This window comes from Bifidobacterium adolescentis ATCC 15703 (assembly GCF_000010425.1).
In the GTDB taxonomy this organism is placed as follows: domain Bacteria; phylum Actinomycetota; class Actinomycetes; order Actinomycetales; family Bifidobacteriaceae; genus Bifidobacterium; species Bifidobacterium adolescentis.
In genome coordinates this window covers 832,976-851,508 of the sequence record NC_008618.1, presented here as the reverse complement: position 1 = coordinate 851,508, position 18,533 = coordinate 832,976, and the positions used below count along the sequence as shown (strand labels likewise).

14 protein-coding genes and 1 tRNA gene are annotated in these 18,533 nt (G+C 57.6%); 4 read left to right on the top strand and 11 right to left on the bottom strand.

Annotation, left to right across the window (positions count from 1 at the left end; translation table 11 throughout):
- Positions 1–26: 26 nt before the first annotated feature.
- The 9 genes from polA to BAD_RS03580 all read right to left on the bottom strand — a co-directional run bounded on the left by polA (position 27) and on the right by BAD_RS03580 (position 11,932).
- On the bottom strand, positions 27–2,873 hold the full coding sequence (polA, locus tag BAD_RS03620) for a DNA polymerase I (protein WP_011743099.1): 2,847 nt from the start codon (positions 2,871–2,873) through the stop codon (positions 27–29).
- Positions 2,863–3,627, bottom strand: coding sequence for an ANTAR domain-containing response regulator (locus BAD_RS03615; protein WP_011743098.1), 765 nt, complete (start codon positions 3,625–3,627; stop codon positions 2,863–2,865). Before BAD_RS03615 ends, polA begins: the two co-directional genes overlap by 11 nt.
- Before the next feature lie 80 nt (positions 3,628–3,707).
- Positions 3,708–3,781, bottom strand: a tRNA-Leu gene (locus BAD_RS03610).
- A gap of 154 nt (positions 3,782–3,935) precedes the next feature.
- The gene (gene pyk, locus BAD_RS03605; protein WP_021913704.1) at positions 3,936–5,378 is read right to left on the bottom strand and encodes a pyruvate kinase; all 1,443 of its coding nucleotides are present in this window, start codon (positions 5,376–5,378) and stop codon (positions 3,936–3,938) included.
- Between the two features lie 173 nt (positions 5,379–5,551).
- Positions 5,552–6,535 carry a TerC family protein gene (locus tag BAD_RS03600; protein WP_011743097.1) on the bottom strand — a complete coding sequence of 328 codons (984 nt, stop codon included), beginning with the start codon at positions 6,533–6,535 and terminating at the stop codon, positions 5,552–5,554.
- 39 nt (positions 6,536–6,574) lie between these two features.
- A complete protein-coding gene (gene uvrB / locus BAD_RS03595) occupies positions 6,575–8,686 on the bottom strand; it encodes an excinuclease ABC subunit UvrB (RefSeq protein ID WP_041777286.1) in 2,112 nt (703 codons plus the stop codon).
- Positions 8,670–9,323, bottom strand: a complete 654-nt coding sequence (gene coaE, locus BAD_RS03590) for a dephospho-CoA kinase (protein WP_011743095.1) — start codon at positions 9,321–9,323, stop codon at positions 8,670–8,672. The genes uvrB and coaE overlap by 17 nt, the downstream gene beginning before the upstream one ends.
- A 107-nt stretch (positions 9,324–9,430) precedes the next feature.
- Positions 9,431–10,903, bottom strand: a complete 1,473-nt coding sequence (gene rpsA, locus BAD_RS03585; protein ID WP_003809549.1) for a 30S ribosomal protein S1 — start codon at positions 10,901–10,903, stop codon at positions 9,431–9,433.
- A 153-nt stretch (positions 10,904–11,056) separates the two neighbouring features.
- Positions 11,057–11,932: a bifunctional methylenetetrahydrofolate dehydrogenase/methenyltetrahydrofolate cyclohydrolase gene (locus tag BAD_RS03580; RefSeq protein ID WP_011743094.1), complete on the bottom strand. Its 876-nt coding sequence runs from the start codon at positions 11,930–11,932 to the stop codon at positions 11,057–11,059.
- Between the two features lie 145 nt (positions 11,933–12,077).
- On the opposite strand from BAD_RS03580, the gene BAD_RS03575 reads away from it, so the two are divergent.
- The 3 genes from BAD_RS03575 to BAD_RS03565 all read left to right on the top strand — a co-directional run bounded on the left by BAD_RS03575 (position 12,078) and on the right by BAD_RS03565 (position 15,048).
- Positions 12,078–13,145, top strand: a complete 1,068-nt coding sequence (locus BAD_RS03575; protein ID WP_011743093.1) for a metal ABC transporter solute-binding protein, Zn/Mn family — start codon at positions 12,078–12,080, stop codon at positions 13,143–13,145.
- 200 nt (positions 13,146–13,345) lie between these two features.
- Positions 13,346–14,209, top strand: a complete 864-nt coding sequence (locus BAD_RS03570) for an ABC transporter ATP-binding protein (protein WP_011743092.1) — start codon at positions 13,346–13,348, stop codon at positions 14,207–14,209.
- Positions 14,210–14,211: 2 nt separating this feature from the next.
- Positions 14,212–15,048 carry a metal ABC transporter permease gene (locus BAD_RS03565; RefSeq protein WP_011743091.1) on the top strand — a complete coding sequence of 279 codons (837 nt, stop codon included), beginning with the start codon at positions 14,212–14,214 and terminating at the stop codon, positions 15,046–15,048.
- Positions 15,049–15,056: 8 nt separating this feature from the next.
- On the opposite strand, the gene ispF is transcribed toward BAD_RS03565, so the two are convergent.
- Together ispF and BAD_RS03555 are read right to left on the bottom strand one after the other, a co-directional pair.
- Complete coding sequence (ispF, locus tag BAD_RS03560) at positions 15,057–15,533, bottom strand: 2-C-methyl-D-erythritol 2,4-cyclodiphosphate synthase (protein ID WP_003809559.1); 477 nt, start codon at positions 15,531–15,533, stop codon at positions 15,057–15,059.
- Between the two features lie 10 nt (positions 15,534–15,543).
- Positions 15,544–16,140, bottom strand: a complete 597-nt coding sequence (locus BAD_RS03555; RefSeq protein WP_011743090.1) for a CarD family transcriptional regulator — start codon at positions 16,138–16,140, stop codon at positions 15,544–15,546.
- A 137-nt stretch (positions 16,141–16,277) separates the two neighbouring features.
- On the opposite strand from BAD_RS03555, the gene glgB reads away from it, so the two are divergent.
- Entirely contained in the window at positions 16,278–18,533 is a 2,256-nt protein-coding gene (glgB, locus tag BAD_RS03550) for a 1,4-alpha-glucan branching protein GlgB (protein WP_011743089.1), read from the top strand.

Genomic DNA, 18,533 nt, shown 5'->3' with positions numbered 1-18,533 from the left:
GCCTTCGATTATCCGACGGGAACGGATCAGTGGGCCGCCAATTGCCAATCGGAACCGATGCCCGTCGATACGTCCAACGGAACGGCCATGGTAACGGCATGCTCCATGGCATCCTTCACCAGCGCGGTGGCCTGCTTCTCCTCACCGGGCGCGATCTCCACTACAAGTTCATCATGAATCTGCAGTATGAGGCGACTTCCAAGGTTCGCTTCCTGCAGTGCGTCATACGCACGAATCATGGCGATTTTCATGATGTCCGCCGCCGAGCCTTGGATAGGCGCGTTCAACGCGGCGCGTTCGGCCGCGTCCCTCACGGCACGGTTCGGCGATTTGAGACCGGGGAAATACCTGCGCCTTCCGAAAATGGTTTCGGTATATCCTTTTTCGCGTGCGGACGAGACAAGCGATTCAAGGTATTCATGGACTTTGCCAAAAGTGGCGAAATACTGGTTTTTCAGCGATTCGGCTTCTTTGGGCTTGATCTTGAGCTGCTGGGCAAGTCCATACGTGCTCAGACCGTAGGCAAGTCCATAGCTCATCGCCTTGACGTGGCTACGCTGATCGGACGTGATGTCGTCAACGGGAATGCCGTAGACCAAGCTGGCCACATACTTATGGAAGTCCTTGCCGGAGCGGAAGGCCTCTATCAACGCCTCATCACCGGAAAGGTCGGCCATGATGCGCAGTTCGACCTGCGAGTAGTCGGAGCTCAGCAACGATTCGAAGCCCTCTCCCGGCACGAACGCGGATCGAATCTCACGACCTGCGGGATCCCGGTTCGGAATGTTCTGCAGGTTTGGATCGACGGAGCTCAATCGTCCGGTGGCTGCCACCGTCTGTTCGAAAGTGGTGTGGATGCGACCGTCATGACGGTTTGTGGCGTCGATCAACGTCTGCACGATCTGCTTGAGCTTGTTCTTTTCACGATGCATCAGCAACGCGTCAAGGAACTGGCATGCGCGGTCGTTATCGTACGAGCGGTCACGCAAGGTCTGCAATGCCGCGGCATTGGTGGTGTATGAACCGGACTTGGTTTTTTTCGTCGGTTTCAATCCCATGTCTTCGAACAGGATCTTCTGCAGCTGTTTGGGGCTTTGCAGGTTCACCTGCTCCCCCGCGAACTGCCACGCCGTTTCCTGTGCCTGGGCAGCGTCGGCGGCAAGTTGGTCGCGCATCTGCACCAGACGTGCCATATCCACTTGGGCGCCGACCTGTTCCATGCCATGCAGGACCTGAGAGACCGGAAGCTCAATGGATTTGAGGAGACCGAATTGTTCGCGCTTATCCAGCACACCGGCCAAATATTCGGCCAAAAGCCCCACGATTGCGGTGCGGGTGAGTATCAGCTCGTCGTTCTTGGAATCGTTTTCCTCAGGCTCGTCGAAGTCCAAGGTCCCCTGTGTCGCGGCTTCGGCTTGTGCTTCGATGTGCAGATCCAGGAAATGGGCCGCAACCTGTTCCAGCGTGTCCGCGTGGAAATCCGGGTGGGCAAGATATCCGGCGAGCTTGGTGTCAAACAATGGTTCCGGAAGTTCCACGCCGATGCTGCCCAGCAGATGCGCATGTTCTTTGTAACCGTGCACGACCATGGAATGGTGATAGCGGTCGAACAGCCTTTGCAGGCATTGCACCATATCCGGACTGAATACGTCGATGCGAATGGCTTCGCCGTGCACGGCGATCATCAATGCCGAAAGAGAGGCTTCTCCGGGTTTGCTCGTACCTTCGGCGTAAAGCGTCCAGGACTGTTTCACCTTGTCCGTGCAACGGGTCGAAGAATCGATTTCGAAGCCGAATTCCGGAATGTCGTTGGAGGAGCGTTCATGGCGTTCGTGCAGATGTTCCTGCACCACGGGGAAATGGTTTTGGACCCATGTCTCCACCACATGCGGATCGTTGACGTCTTCGACATGTGGCAGCTCGAGCTTGCTGGATTCGTGCACGTCCCCGGATGGTTTGTCCGCATTGAACGTTTTGAGCACGCGATTCTTGGTCCGAACACCGAATTCGAGCTTGGTGAATAGATCGTCGAGTTGACCAGCGTCGACTTGTCCAAATGTCAGGTCGGATACCGACACGCCAAGATCAAGGTCACGAACCAAAGCGTTCACGGAACGGTTCAGTTTGACCTGTTCGATGTTTTCGCGCAGGGCTTCGCCTTTTTTGCCGCTGATCTCGTCGGCGTGTTCGATGATCTGCTCAAGTCCGCCGTACTGGTTGATCCATTTGGCCGCGAATCCGTCGCCGACTCCGGGAACGCCGGGGATGTTGTCAGCGGTTTCTCCGCGCAAGGCGGCCAGATCTGGGTATTGCGCGGGAGAGACATGATATTTCTCCTGCACGGCATCCGGGGTCATATGTTTGAGGTCTTTGAAATGGTGGCCGGGATACAGCACGGTGATGTCGTCGTTGATCAGCTGGAAAGCATCACGGTCGCCGGACAGCACCAATGTGCGGTAGCCTGCCTGGTCGCCCATGCTGGCGAGCGTGCCGATCACATCGTCACCTTCGTAACCGGGTTTTTCGATGTATGTGACGCCCAAGGCCGTCAGCATCTGCTGGATTAATGGCAGCTGGCTGAGCAGTTCCTCGGGGGCCGCGTCGCGAGTTCCTTTGTACTGCGGCAGCATCTGGTTGCGGAACGTGCCGCCCTTCACATCGAATGCGACGGCAAGATGGTCTGGATGTTCGGCATCGATCACCTGCGAAAGCATGGTGGCGAATCCCCAGACCGCGTTGGTGGCCTGACCTGATGATGTACTGAAATTCTCTACGGGTAAGGCAAAAAAAGCGCGGAACGCCAAAGAATGGCCGTCAACGACCAATAGCGTTCCGCGTGAAGTGCCTTCCACAGTTGGTGTGTTAGCGCGCATCCTCTGCTTCCGACTTCTGTTCGCCATACTTGGCGATGATGGCCATGGCCAGACGCTTCTTCGGAATGCGCTGGTCCATGGAGGTCTTCTGAATCCAACGGAAAGCGCCCTGTTCGGAGAAGTCCGCCTTGTCCATCAGCAGGCCCTTGGCGCGGTCGACGAGCTTGCGCTCCTCCAGCGTTTCTTCGGCCTTCTTCAGCTGCTCTTCGGCCTTCTTCAGCTGTTCCTCGGTTTCCTGCAGTTTGGACTCGCTACGTTCGACATTGTCAAGCAAATCGTTGATTTCGGCGAAACGGCCCATGGCGACTTCCAAAGCCGGCAACAGCTTGGATTCCTCATACGGCTTGGTGACATACGCCATGGCGCCAGCGCCCGTGGCCTTTTTGACCAAATCAGACTGGGAGAATGCCGTCAGCATGACGACCGGAGCGATGTTCTCATCACAGATGATGCCAGCGGCCTCGATGCCATCCATGCGAGGCATCTTGACATCCATGCACACCACGCTCGGGCGGAACTTACGGGTCAGTTCAACGGCTTCCTCACCGTTGGCGGCCTCTCCGACGACCTCATAGCCGTTATCCTCAAGCATGGCGACCAAATCCATGCGGTTCACGGATTCGTCTTCGGCAACGACGACGGTGCGCTTGTGCGCCTCGTTATTATTGGCAGAATCCGGCTCGGGAGCCGCAGCAGCTTGGAGCTCCTCATCAGTGAGTACTTCGTCCGGTTCCGTGGTCTTCTCTGCAGCCATGTCGGTCTCTTTCCACTGTCACACCCAAAGCCGGCCTAACATGCCCCAACCCGGGCCTGGATTGATATTGATTTCTTACGTGCCCTCGGTGGGACTCGAACCCACACTGCGCAGATTTTGAGGCTGCTTCCTCTACCAATTGGGATACGAGGGCTTGCACGCAACTCTGGAAGAATACCACATGATTGCGATTTGCGCCAAATCTCGGCGTTGTCATCATTCGGAGACATCGCGTAAAAACAATAATCCTCCCATCGGGAACCAATGGGAGGATTATGGAATCAGCGTTTAACGCGACGATTCAAATCTCAGTCGCAGGCACCAACGGTGTGGACGTAGATGGAATCGGTGCGACCCGGCTGGTGTTCGCCCTGGGCGGAGCTCAGCACGACGATCTTGTCGCCATCGGAGACCTTGCCGGCGTCCTTGAGGACCTTGTCGGTGAAAACCATGAGGTCCTTGCGGGACTTGTCATGGTAATCCTCGTCGACCAGGAAGGACTCGGTGCCCCAAGACAGGGCCAGCCAGTGGAAGGTGTGCTCATTGTTGGTGATGCCGTAGATCGGGGTGGCCGGACGTTCACGGGACACGCGGTGCACGGTAGAACCGGTCTGGGTGTAGGCGACGATGGCCTTGGCGTTGAGCTTGTCGGCCAGGTCGACGGCGGCGGAAGAGACGGCACCGGTGGAGGACATATCCAGGTTCTTCAGCTCCGGGATGCGGTCGAAACCATGCTCGGTGGCGAAGGTGGAGATGCGGCTCATGGTGTTCACGGTGACTGCCGGGTACTTGCCGACGGCGGTCTCGTTGGAGGTCATGGTGGCGTCGGCACCGTCGAGGACGGCGTTGGCGCAGTCGGATGCCTCTGCACGGGTCGGGACCGGGGAGCTGACCATGGAGCCGAGGACTTCGGTGGCCACGATGACCGGCTTGGCGTACTGACGAGCCAGCTCGATGCAGCGCTTGGTGGCCAGCGGGACCTCTTCCAGCGGGCACTCGACGGCCATATCGCCACGTGCGACCATGATGCCGTCGAACGCCTTGACGATCTCCTCGAGGTTCTCGAGGGCCTGCGGCTTCTCGATCTTGGCGACGACCGGGATACGGCGGCCTTCCTCGTCCATGATCTCATGGGCGCGATCGATGTCGGTGGCGAAGCGCACGAAGGACATGGCAATGATGTCGGCGCCGGTGCGGATGGCCCAGCGCAGATCCTCTTCGTCCTTCTCGGTCAGAGCCGGCAGAGACACGGCGACGCCCGGAAGGTTGATGCCCTTGTGGCTGGAGACCGGTCCGGCAACGACAACCTTGGTGTACACGTTGTTGCCTTCGACCTTGGTGACCTCGAGGCGGACCTTGCCGTCGTCGATGAGGATCGGATCGCCTGCATGGCAGTCGCCCGGGAGACCCTTGAAGGTGGTGGAGGTGATGTGCTCGTCGCCTTCGATGTCATCAGTGGTGATGACGAACTCCTGGCCTTCGGTCAGCTGGACCTTATCCTCGCCGTCGGCGTTCTTCTTGAACCAACCGCAGCGGATCTTCGGACCCTGCAGGTCAACCAGGGCTGCGACGTTGCGGCCAGTGGCCTTGGCGGCGGCACGGAGGTTGTTGTAGACCTTGAGGTGGTCTTCCGGAGTGCCGTGGGAGCGGTTCAGACGAGCGACGTCCATACCTGCTTCGACAAGGCTGGTGATGCCTTCCAGGGACTCGGTAGCGGGACCGATGGTATCTACGATCTTGGCTTTACGCATGAATGCCTGCCTATTCTTGTTGATATTGATTTTGGATCTGACGACCCTGTTTCCAATGGCATAGCTTACTAGCAAAAAGCGCCCACTTCCACCTCAGAACTAGGTGTGTTGTGAGCGCTCACAATTTCGTAGGAGAATAGAAAAGCTCTATTCTCCCAACGTTTGCCGGACTGTCACTTTTCGTTCGCTTTCATGGTGCGCATCTTAATAACACTTGCCAAAGCCGCACCACCAATCGCAAGAACGATCACGACAAGCGACAGCCATGTGGGCACTTCCGGAACCCAGGAAATCGGCTGGCCGCCATTGAGGAACGGCAGCGAATTGCCATGCAGGGCCTCCATGATGAGTTTGACGCCGATGAAGCCCAGTACCACGGACAGGCCCAGCGGAAGATAGACGAGCTTGTCAAGCAGCTCTCCGAGCAGGAAGTACAGCTGCTGCAGACCGAGCAATGCGAACACGTTGGACGTGAACACGATGAACGGATCTTTGGTCAGACCGAAAATGGCGGGGATCGAATCGAAAGCGAACATCACGTCGGTGGTGCCGATGGTCAGGAACACGATGAGCATCGGGGTCCAATGCTTCACACCGTTCTTGATAGTACGCAGCTTTTCGCCGTCGTATTCATCGGTGATCTTGATGACCTTGCGCAGCGCGTGAATCAACGCGTTCTCATGGTATTCCTCGTCCTCGTCTCCCCCGGTGACGAGTTTGATGGCCGTGACGATGAGGAACGCGCCGAATAGGAAGAACACCCAAGTGAAGCGCGAGATGATGGCAGCGCCCACCAAAATGAACATGCCTCGCAGTACGAGCGCGACGGTGATGCCGACTGACAGCACGAATTTCTGTAGTTCCTTCGGCACCGCGAAATTCGACATGATAATGACAAACACGAACAGGTTGTCTATGCTCAGCGAATATTCGGTCAGCCAACCTGAGTAGAACTCGATGGCAGGCTTCGAGCCGGCGAAGAACCACATGAGTCCGCCGAAGATCAACGCCATGACCACGAAGAACGCGATATGCTGCACGCATTCCTTGGTGGACGGCACATGCGGTTTGCGCCCGATGATGAACAGGTCCACCACGAAGAAGACGGCAAGCACCGCAAACGTGGCGATTTCAAAAACAAGTGGTGTTTCAGCCATAATCCACTATGGTACGGATGCCGTATGACCGGTCGAGAACTATTTGCTCGCCTCCGTCATCTGCCGAAGTTCCTTTTTCAGGTCACGGATCTCGTCACGCAGACGAGCCGCAAGCTCGAATTGCAGTTGTTCTGCGGCGGTATGCATCTGCTCGGACAGTTGTCGAATAAGATCAGCTAGATCCTGCGCGGGCAATCCGGCCTTGAGAATCTCCTCGTGCCGCCTGCCGGATTCCTCCTTGCTGGTATGTGGCACGCCGAGATGCGAATTGCCGGCTTTGTCCGCGTTTCGGTATCCGGTACCGAGCAATGTCTGGGTGTCGACGTCCTCCTTGGCGAGCATGTCGTTGACATCGGAGATCTTCTTGATGAGCGGCTTCGGATCGATGCCATGTTCCTTATTGTAGGCGATCTGGATGTCACGGCGGCGGTTGGTCTCGTCGATGGCCTTGCGCATGGCTTCGGTGATGTCGTCCGCATACATGACGACGGTGCCGGACACGTTTCGCGCCGCACGGCCGATGGTCTGGATGAGCGAACGGTAGGAACGCAGGAAGCCTTCCTTATCCGCGTCGAGGATTGCGACCAATGACACTTCCGGCAGATCGAGGCCCTCTCGTAGCAGGTTGATGCCGACGATGACGTCGATCTTGCCTTCACGCAGTTCACGCAGCAGTTCGACACGACGCAAGGTGTCCACATCGGAATGCAGATATTCGACTTTGATGCCGCGTTCCAGCAGATAGTCGGTCAGATCCTCGGCCATTTTCTTAGTGAGCGTGGTGACCAGCGCACGTTCGTTCCTTGCCACGCGGTCTTTGATTTCGGCGAGCAGGTCATCGATCTGCCCTTCCACCGGCCGCACGTCGATCTGCGGATCGACTAGTCCGGTCGGACGTATGATCTGTTCGACCACGCCGTCGCTCAAACCGAGTTCGTAATCGCCGGGCGTTGCCGACAGGTACACCGTCTGACCGACGCGTTCCTGGAACTCCGGCCATTTGAGCGGTCGATTGTCCATTGCCGACGGCAGGCGGAAACCGTGTTCGACCAGCGTGCGTTTGCGGCTCGCGTCGCCTTCGTACATGGCACCGATCTGCGGCACGGTGACATGTGATTCGTCGATGACGAGCAGGAAATCATCGGGGAAAAAGTCAAGCAGCGTGTGCGGAGGCGTGCCCGGCGCGCGTCCGTCGAAATGCCGCGAATAGTTCTCCACGCCGGAGCATGTGCCGACCTGCGAGAGCATTTCCAGATCGTATGTGGTGCGCATGGTGAGACGCTGCGCTTCAAGTTCCTTGCCTTGCTTATGCAATTCGGCGGTACGCTCGTCAAGTTCCTGTTGGATGGTTTTGAGCGCCCGTTCCATACGTTCCGCTCCGGCAACGTAATGCGAGGCCGGGAAGATGTGCACCTGCGATTCGTGCGCGATCACGTCGCCGGTCAGCGGATGCAGAGTGGAGATGCGGTCGATTTCGTCGCCGAAGAATTCGATGCGGATGGCCAGTTCCTCGTATACGGGGATGATCTCAACGGTGTCGCCGCGCACGCGGAATGTGCCTCGCGTGAAGGCGATGTCGTTGCGCTTGTATTGCATGTCCACGAATTTGCGCAGTAAATCGTCACGGTCGATCTGCTGGCCTTCCTGGAGGAACAGCATACGGCCAGCGTATTCTTCCGGCGTTCCCAAACCGTAGATGCAGGAGACGGTGGCCACGACCACGCAATCGCGACGGGTCAGAAGGTTCGCGGTGGCGGCGTGGCGCAATCGCTCCACATCGTCGTTGATGTTGGAATCCTTCTCGATGTAGGTGTCGGTCTGGGGAATGTACGCTTCCGGCTGGTAGTAGTCGTAGTAGGAAACGAAGTAGCTCACCGCATTGTCCGGCATGAGTTCGCGGAATTCGGCGCACAACTGCGCGGCGAGCGTCTTGTTCGGCTCGATGATAAGCGTCGGTCGCTGCAGACGTTCAATCAGCCACGCTGTAGTGGCGGTTTTGCCGGTGCCGGTGGCGCCCATGAGCACCACGTCGTTCTCGCCATTCTCGATGCGCGTGGCCAGCTCCTCGATGGCCTTCGGCTGGTCGCCTGAAGGCTTATATGGAGATTTGACCACAAACGGCTTGTTCACTCGTTCAATGTTGAATCCCATGGTTCCGTCTCGCTTCCTTACGCCACTGTTCCATCAGCCTATCAACACAGTCGAACATGTGTTCTACATCCTGGGATGAGTCAATCACCGCATCGGCTATGGATTCTCGTGCCGCACGCGTGGGCTGATGCGCGATACGTGCCTTCGCCTGTGCCTCACTCATGCCACGGGTGCGCATCATACGTTCCACACGCGTCTGTTCCGGTGCTTCGACTGTTACGATATGGTCGAAACGCATGGGTATGTCATCGATTACTTCCGCCAAAAGCGGAATATCATGTACGACCACGGCATCCGGATTCTTTTCGACCGCCTGCCGTTCCTCCGACAATGCAAGATCGTAGATCAACGGATGTTCGATATCGTCAAGGATTCTACGTTCGGATTCGGCATTCGGATCGGAGAAGACGTGTTCGGACATCCATCGCCGATTAAGACCACCTTGCGCGTTCATCGCATCCGGCCCGAAATGTTCCACGATTCGTTGCAGGCCCACGCTTCCGGGTTCCACGACTTTTCGGGCGAGCACATCATAATCGACAAGCGTCGCGCCCAGTTCACGCAGATGCGTAGCGACGGTGCTTTTGCCGGCGGCGATGCCTCCGGTCAACCCAATTCGAATCATCACAACCGCCATTGTAATGTTTGACGGACTCGCAACATACGCAAATGGCCCCACACCATCAGGTGCGGGGCCATTTATCAGCGGTTTACGCGAATCAGTTTATTTTGATTCGTCGAAACTCACTTGCCGAGCAGCTGGTCGCGCAGAGCGGCGAGCTGGTCGGAATCGGCGAGGGTGCCGTTGGAGGTGTTGTCGGAGGAGTAGTTGGACACCTCTTCGACCTTCTCTTCCTTCGGAGCCTGGCCGTCTTCGGCTGCGGAAGCCTCGGCGTTCTCGAGTTCCTTGGCAACGAATTCCTTGTGCTGCTCCCACAGATCGTGAGCGGTGGCGTACTGGGACTCCCACTCCTCACGCTGCTTCTCGTAACCAGCGATCCACTCGTTGGTTGCCGGGTCGAAGCCTTCCGGATACTTGTAGTTGCCCTGCTCGTCGTACTCTGCCGGCATGCCGTACAGAGCCGGATCGAAGTCCTCGGAAGCCGGATCAACGGAGTCGTTGGCCTGCTTGAGGGACAGGGAGATGCGGCGACGGTCGAGATCGACGTCAATCACCTTGACGAAGACTTCCTCGCCCGGCTTGACGACGGTCTCCGGGTTCTCCACGTGGCGGTTGGCCAGCTCGGAGATATGCACGAGGCCTTCGATGCCGTCTTCGACGGAGATGAAGACACCGAACTGAACGATCTTGGTGACCTTGCCCTTGACGATCTGGCCAGGAACGTGGGTGCGGGCGAAGCGCTGCCACGGATCTTCCTGGGTGGCCTTGAGGGACAGGGAGATGCGCTCACGATCGAGATCAACGTCAAGCACCTCGACGGTGACCTTGTCTCCGACCTTGACGACCTCGGACGGGTGATCGATGTGCTTCCAAGACAGCTCGGAAACGTGGATCAGGCCGTCAACACCGCCCAGATCGACGAATGCGCCGAAGTTGACGATGGAGGACACGACGCCTTCACGGATCTGGCCCTTCTTAAGCTGGGACAGGAAGGTCTCGCGCACTTCGGACTGGGTCTCCTCGAGGTACTGGCGACGGGAGAGGACCACGTTGTTGCGGTTCTTGTCGAGCTCGAGGATCTTGGCCTTGATCTTCTGGCCGATGTACGGGGACAGATCGCGGACACGACGCATCTCGACGAGAGATGCCGGCAGGAAGCCACGCAGACCGATGTCGACGATGAGGCCACCCTTGACAGCTTCGATGACAGTGCCTTCGACAACGCCATCGGCTTCCTTGATCTTCTCGATGTCGCCCCAAGCGCGCTCGTACTGCGCACGCTTCTTGGACAGAATCAGACGGCCTTCCTTGTCTTCCTTGGTGACGACAAGGGCCTCAATGGTGTCGCCGACCTCGACGACTTCGTCAGGATCAACGTCCTTCTTGATGGAAAGCTCGCGGGAGGGGATGACGCCCTCGGTCTTGTAGCCGATGTCGAGCAGGACCTCGTCATGATCGACCTTGACGACGGTACCTTCGACCAGATCACCATCATCGAAGTTCTTGATGGTGGAATCGACTGCCTTGATGAAGTCCTCTTCGGTGCCGATGTCGTTGATGGCGACCTTGGCGACTTCGTTATTGTTCTCTGCCATTAATGTGGTTTCTTACAAAATAGTGGATGGATAAAATCGTTCTTCAGTTATACGTGTGCGCAAATACACACAAGGCGAAAGTCTACAAGAAGCCATGCACAAAAATCGGGCGTGTCGCATGTCACGACACGCCCGAAAGCACTATCGCGAAACTCACAACTGACGTTCGGCCATCTCCACAACATTCTGCAGCAGCATGGCACGCGTCATCGGCCCTACGCCTCCAGGATTCGGCGTGTATGCAAAAGCCTTCTCGTAACAGGCTTTATCGACATCACCCTTGACCTTGTATCGGCCGGATTCCTCGTCGAACACGCGGGATACTCCGACGTCGACGAGAATCGACCCTTCCTTGATGTCTTCCGGCTTGACGAAACCAGCCACTCCCATGGCTGCGACGATCACATCGGCCCGTCGCATGTGGTCACGCACATCCTTGGTTCCCGTATGGCACAGCGTGACGGTGGCGTTGACCGCCTTACGAGTCAACAACAGACCGATGGTGCGGCCGATGGTGATGCCACGGCCCAGCACGCACACCTCCTTGCCGTCCAAATCGATGTCGTAGGCGCGCAACAGCTCGATCACGCCGCGAGGCGTGCATGGCAACGGCGTGGTGATGTCTCCTCGGGCATGCAGCACAAGTTCGCCGAGATTATACGGATGCATCCCGTCGGCGTCCTTCTTGGGATCGATCAGATCGATGATGGCGTTCTCGTCGATTCCCCTTGGCAAGGGCAGCTGCACGATATATCCGGTACAGGCGGGATCCGCATTGAGCTGGCGGACCGCATCGGCGACCTGATCGAACGTCGCATTCTCAGGCAGCTCGCGCTTGATGGAATTCACGCCGATTTCGGCGCAATCGGCATGTTTGCCGGCGACATATTTCACGGAGCCGGGGTCTGATCCGACCAAAATGGTACCCAATCCAGGTTGGATTCCCCTCGCCTTCAGCAGTTCCACGCGTTTGGCGAGGTCCGCCTTGGTCCGTGCCGCCACCTTTTTGCCATCAATCCTTGTTCCCATGTGGTCCACTTCCTCGCTAAGTCGCTTGTCGTATTGGCATTTGCAAGTATCGTAGGCTATCTTGGTTTCAGTCGTAAGTCGCGCATGTGCTATATGAGATGGACACGACCGAAACGACGGACGACCCAAGAGGAAGGCAATCGACATGCGCTCTCACCAGCGTCCATTTTTCCGCATCCTTGCCGCGGGAATCACATTGTGCACTGTGCTGGGCACCGCTTCCTGCTTTGGCGCTTCTTCGGAGCCCAATCAACCAACGGCACCCGACGCACCAAAGGAGCAGACCACCCCGATCAACGTGGTGGCGTCGGTCAACCAGTGGGGGGCTCTGGCGGAGCAGATCGGCGGCGCGCACGTCAAAGTCACCTCGATTCTGTCCTCCACAACAGAGGACGCCCACACGTTCGAACCGAAGACCACTGCTGTCGACACCCTGCAGAAGGCACAGGTCGTCGTGTCCAACGGAGCGGGATACGACTCCTGGGCCACAAAAAACCTGGAAAGAGACACCGTTTCCGTTTCGGCCGCGCAAATGGTCGGAGCCGTTGAGGGAGACAATCCCCATCTCTGGTTCTCCAGCGACGCACGCAACGCCATGGCGAAGGAGCTTGCCGACACCTACAGCCGCATCATGCCCAAGCAAAGGAAATATTTCACAAACAAACTCAAGGCGTGGAACAGACGCGAGACGGTAATCGAGAGAAGCATGAAAGAGTTCTCCGATACGCATAAGAACGTCTCCTACGCAGCCACCGAGCCGGTCGCATATTATCTGCTCAGCGACATGGGCCTATCCGATAAGACTCCCGAAAGCTACACGCAGTCCATCTCGGAAGGCTCTCAGCCCTCGTCCAAGGAACTCCAGGACTTCCAGAAGATTCTGGAGGGTCATCAAGTGGATATGCTGATCAACAATGTTCAGAAGGCGGAGGATGCCACAAATATTCTGACCGGCACCGCACACAAATCCGATGTGCCGGTCATCGACGTCACGGAACAGATGCCGGCCGACAGCAAAAGCCTGATCTCATGGATCGCGCAGCTCATCAAGCAAATGAATGAGGCGGTTTCCTCCAAAGATGATGCGACATCATCAGATTCGGACGTCTCTCCCTCTGAATCGAATGGCGAGCAGCCGTCGAGCGACAATCCCGACTCCGATTCCGACGCCGCAACGCCGGACAACACAGGGCAGACGGATCCTGGTAAATAAAGCCACGGCCATCCTCCCTCCCCCCGATTCGCCGATGTCGAGCAATTCCCCGACATCGGCGAATTCTTTTTCCCAGCAACAGTTACGATCCAGGCGGATTCATCATGAGACTTTTCATCGTCCATGCATGCTTCTTATTGAGAATGATTGTCAACACCGTTTGTGAGAATACTATCGTTGACTTATCAAGGGAGCGAGCCATGCACGACAAGGCATCATTCTGTATCGAATTCGACGACGCAGGGGTCTCACGCGGCGGACACATCATCTGGCAGCATGGCACCTTCCGTATCCCGCAAGGCTCGGTGACAGCCATCGTCGGCACCAACGGAACCGGGAAAACCACCATGATGAAAGCCGAACTCGGATTGATTCCCATCGCCCACGGCGGCATAACCGTACTCGGCAAGCCGGCCGGCGCCATGAATCACCGTATAGGGTATGTGCCGCAGAGCTACGCATCCGACATCGAATCGAACATCACCGCCGAACAGTCGGTGCTGCTTGGCCTGACCGGGGCAAGGTTCGGCATTCATCCCATCACCCGCCTGCAAAAAGACAAAGTACGCAATGCGCTGGAATTCGTCGACATGCAGGACAAGGCGAGATACCGGCTGTCGGAGCTCTCGGGAGGCCTGCGGCAACGCGTCGCCATCGCGCAGGCGCTGGTGTCGGACCCCCAACTGCTCATGTTGGATGAACCGCTCGCCAATCTTGATCTGGCCAGCCAACGTGCCACGGTGCACGTGCTCGCCAAACTCAACCGAGAACTCGGCATGTCCATTCAAGTAGTGGCGCACGATTTGAACATGCTTCTGCCGATTCTCACCGGTGCCGTATATCTGCTCGACGGGCATCCGCATTATGCGAAGATGAACGAGGTGCTGGATTCGAAGCTGCTCACCCATCTATATGGCACCACGGTGCAGGTGGTCACCACTCCCCAAGGAGATATGTTCGTCACTCCAAGCGAGGATGAGCCTGATGACATTGACGTCGACGCCCACGCGCCGGAGGAAATCGCAAGATTCCACCGACACAACCGCATTTCGCAGGAGGCATGATCATGAACGAAACCGCTTTCTCCTTCGATCCGGATTGGATGGGCACGCTGACCGCGCCATTCATGACAAACGCTTTCCTCGCCGGCCTGTGCATCGCCTTGGCCGCTGGAGTGATGGGTTACTTCACCATCGCCCGTCATTCCACGTTCGCCGCGCATGCGCTGGCGCACATCGGGCTGCCAGGAGCGACCGGAGCCGTGCTGTTGAGTCTGCCGGTCAGTGCCGGTCTCGGCGTGTTCGCTCTCGGCGGAGCATTGGTGATCGGCGCATTGGGCAAAAAGGCATCGCAACGCGAAATCGCCACAGGAACCGTATTGGCGTTCGCCACAGGCATGGGTCTGTTTTTCGCACGCTTGTCCAGTTCCGCCTCGCAGCAGATGCAATCGATTCTTTTCGGCTCCATCCTGACAATCACGGACGGGCAGATCGTCGGGTTTGCGGTTTTCGACGTGTTGTTGCTGGCCGTTTTGGCCGTTATCTATCGACCGCTGCTGTTCAGCTCGCTTGATGAACAGGTGGCGCAGGCAAAAGGCGTGCCGGTGAATCTCATGAACATCTGCTTCATGGCCATTATGGCCGGTGTGATCACCATCGCGGTGCCCGCCGTGGGCACGTTGCTGATATTCGCTCTTGTGGTCACGCCCGCCGCGACTGCGAACATCATCTCACGGTCCCCATTCGCCGCGATGGTCGTCTCCACCGTGATCTGTTTGATCTCCATTTGGGGTGGACTGTTGGTTTCCGCCATGTTCCCCGCTCCCCCGAGCTTCATCATCGTGACGATTTCCACACTGTTCTGGATTGTCGCCAAAATAATCGAATCGGCACGCCGCAGGTAGCGAAAGTATCAGCCGATCGGTTCCACCAAGGCGCTGGCGATGGCCGCGATGCCCTCGCCCGAACCGGTGAATCCCATGCCGTCGGTAGTGGTGGCCGTCAGCGACACTTCACAGCCGATGGCATGGCTCAACGCCTGTTGCGCCTCGTCACGGCGCTTGCCGATTTTCGGACGATTGGCCACGACGACCACGCTTGCGCTCACCGGCCTCATGCCATGCGCACGCAAATACGCAACCGTCGCGCGGAGCATCTCGTCGCCGTGTTTGCCGGCACCGGCGGAATCGGAACCGACTCCGAAAAGCATGCCTATATCACCCAATCCGGCTGCGGAAAGCAACGCGTCAATCAACGCATGGGCTGCGACATCACCGTCCGAATCGCCTTCGATGCCGTCACCATCCCAACGCAAACAGGCAAGCCATAACGGCTTGCCTGCATCATGGGACGCGAATCGATGGGCGTCAAATCCCTGACCGATACGCATGGAAATTCCCTTACTTCTTCTTGGACTTCTTGTTCTCCGCCTCGACGCGCGCCAAAGTGTCCATGGCCGCCTCTTCAGGAGCTTCGGTGTGATGATCCTCGTCGCCAGGGCGCGGCGGTTCATAACCAAGGTTCACGTCAAGCAGACGCTGGGCCTCATTCTCATCAAGATGCTCCGACAACGCGATCTCGGAAGTCAGGATGCTGCGAGCCTTGGTGAGCATGCGCTTCTCACCGGCGGACAGCCCATGCTCGTCGACATCACGCTGGGCGAGGTCTCGCACGACTTCGGCGATTTTATTCACATCGCCGGTGGCGATCTTCTCGACGTTCAGCTTGTACCGGCGGGACCAGTTCATTTCCTTTTCGATGATCGGAGTACGCAGAATCTCGAAGACCTTCGCGACCTCCTTGGCGCCGACGATGTCTCGGACACCCACTTTCTTGGCGTTCTCCACCGGAACATTGATGACCAGCCCGTCGGACGACAGCACCGACAGCTGCAGATATTCTCGGGTCACACCCTTGACCGTTCGCTCGGTGATGGCCTCCACCTTCGCTGCGCCGTGACGCGGATAGACGACCATGTCGCCGACCTTGTAACCCATGAATCCTCCGTGAAAAGCTTACACAAAACCCGAATTATTGTGCCATCAGGGTTGGACTTGCCTAAAAATCCGCCAAAAAACCAAAAAAAGACGCGACACGGGCCAATTTTCAAGCATTTCATGCTTACACTTTTCCCATGGCTACAGAATCCAAGATCAAAGAAGATAGCGTTGCCGTTCCTGTTGCACAGGGCGACCTGGATGCAGTAAGCAACGGTACGTTCTACAATCCACACGAGGTGCTCGGCGGGCATCTCGGTCCCGACGAGCATGAGGATGTCGTCACGATCCGCGTGCTTCGTCCGTTGGCGAAATCCGTGACGATCATCACCGAAAATGCCCGAACCCAGGCGGTGCATGAACACAATGGCGTTTTCATGGCACTCATTCCGGCCATCAAGACCGATGACGGCTTCGGCGTGCCCGATTATCGCATCAGCACCGAATATGAAGACGGTTCCACCGTGGTGTCCGACGACCCGTACCGTTATCTGCCCACCATCGGCGATTTGGACATGTACCTGTTTGGCGAGGGACGCCATGAGCGCCTTTGGGAGGCTTTGGGAGCGCGCGTGCTGCGCTATGACGATCCGTTGGGCTCCAATGACGGCGTCAAGGGCGAACAGCTGGCGGGCACCGCATTCACCGTGTGGGCTCCGAATGCCCATGCGGTACGTGTGGTGGGAGATTTCAACGGCTGGAACGGACGCACCCACGCCATGCGTGAACTGGGCTCCTCTGGAGTCTGGGAGCTGTTCATTCCTGGTGTCGGAACGGGAACGATTTACAAGTACGAGATCCTCAACGCCAACAACGAATGGGTCATGAAGGCCGATCCGATGGAGCGTTCGCATGAGATTCCGCCGCGCACCGGTTCCATCGTCGTCGACTCCGTCCATGCGTGGCATGACGAGAACTGGATGGACCAGCGAGCCAAGACCGACCCGCACAACGGTCCGGTCAGCATCTACGAGGTCCATGCCTCTAGCTGGCGCAAGGATGTGAAGAACTATCGCGAACTGGCCGACAAGCTGGTCCCCTACGTCCAGAAGGAAGGTTTCACCCATGTGGAATTCATGCCGCTGGCCGAGCATCCCTTCTCCGGCTCGTGGGGTTATCAGGTAACCGGCTATTACGCGATTGATTCGCGCCTTGGCGGCCCTGACGACTTCAAGTATCTCGTCGAGAAGATGCACGAGGCCGGCATCGGCGTGATCATGGACTGGGTTCCGGCGCATTTCCCGAAGGACGCGTTCGCCCTTGGCAGATTCGATGGCACGCCTCTGTACGAGGATCCGGACCCGACCCGTGGCGAGCATCCGGATTGGGGCACCTACGTGTTCAATTTCGGACGCCGCGAAGTGCGCAACTTCCTGGTGGCCAACGCCTGCTTCTGGCTGGACGAGTACCATATCGACGCGCTGCGCGTGGACGCGGTCTCCTCGATGCTGTACTTGGATTACAGCCGCAAGCCGGGCCAGTGGCATCCGAACATCTACGGTGGACGAGAAAACCTCGAGGCCATCGACTTCCTCAAGGAAGCCACGGCGACCGCGTACAAGAACAATCCGGGCATCATGATGATCGCCGAGGAATCCACCGCGTATCCCGGCATCACCGCACCGACCGATGCCGGCGGTTTGGGCTTCGGCCTCAAGTGGAACATGGGTTGGATGCACGACACCCTGCAGTATCTGCACGAGGAGCCGATCAACCGTAAGTGGCACCACAACGAGATCACCTTCTCCATGGTGTACGCATACTCGGAGCATTATGTGCTGCCGATCAGCCACGACGAGGTCGTGTACGGCAAGGGCTCGCTGTTCGGCAAGATGCCGGGCGATGACTGGCAGCGCTATGCCGGCGTGCGCGCGCTGTTCGCCTATCAGTGGGCCCATCCGGGCAAGAAGCTCTCCTTCATGGGCAATGAGGTGGCGCAGTACGGCGAATGGGATCATGACGGTTCGGTGGATTGGGATGTGCTCAATTGGCCTGACCACCGTGGCGTGCAGAAGCTCGTCGCCGACCTGAACACCCTGTACAAGGCGTCTCCCGCATTGTGGAGCCAGGACTTCGATCCTGCCGGATTCCAATGGCTGACCAGCGATGACGCCGACCATAACACGCTCAGCTTCGTGCGTATCGGCAAGGATGGCGAGCAGATGGTCGTTGTCGTGAACTTCTCGGGCGAGGCATGGGAGGATTACCAGGTTCCGCTCACCAAGGGTGGCAAGTGGACCGAAGTGCTGACCACGGACGATAAGAAGTACGGCGGTTCCGATATTCACAACGGCACCTTCAAGGCGGTCAAGGGTGAGTATCATTCCCGTGATTGGTCCGCGAAAATCACCGTTCCGGCACTGGGAGCAGTATTCTTGAAGCCGGAACTCTGA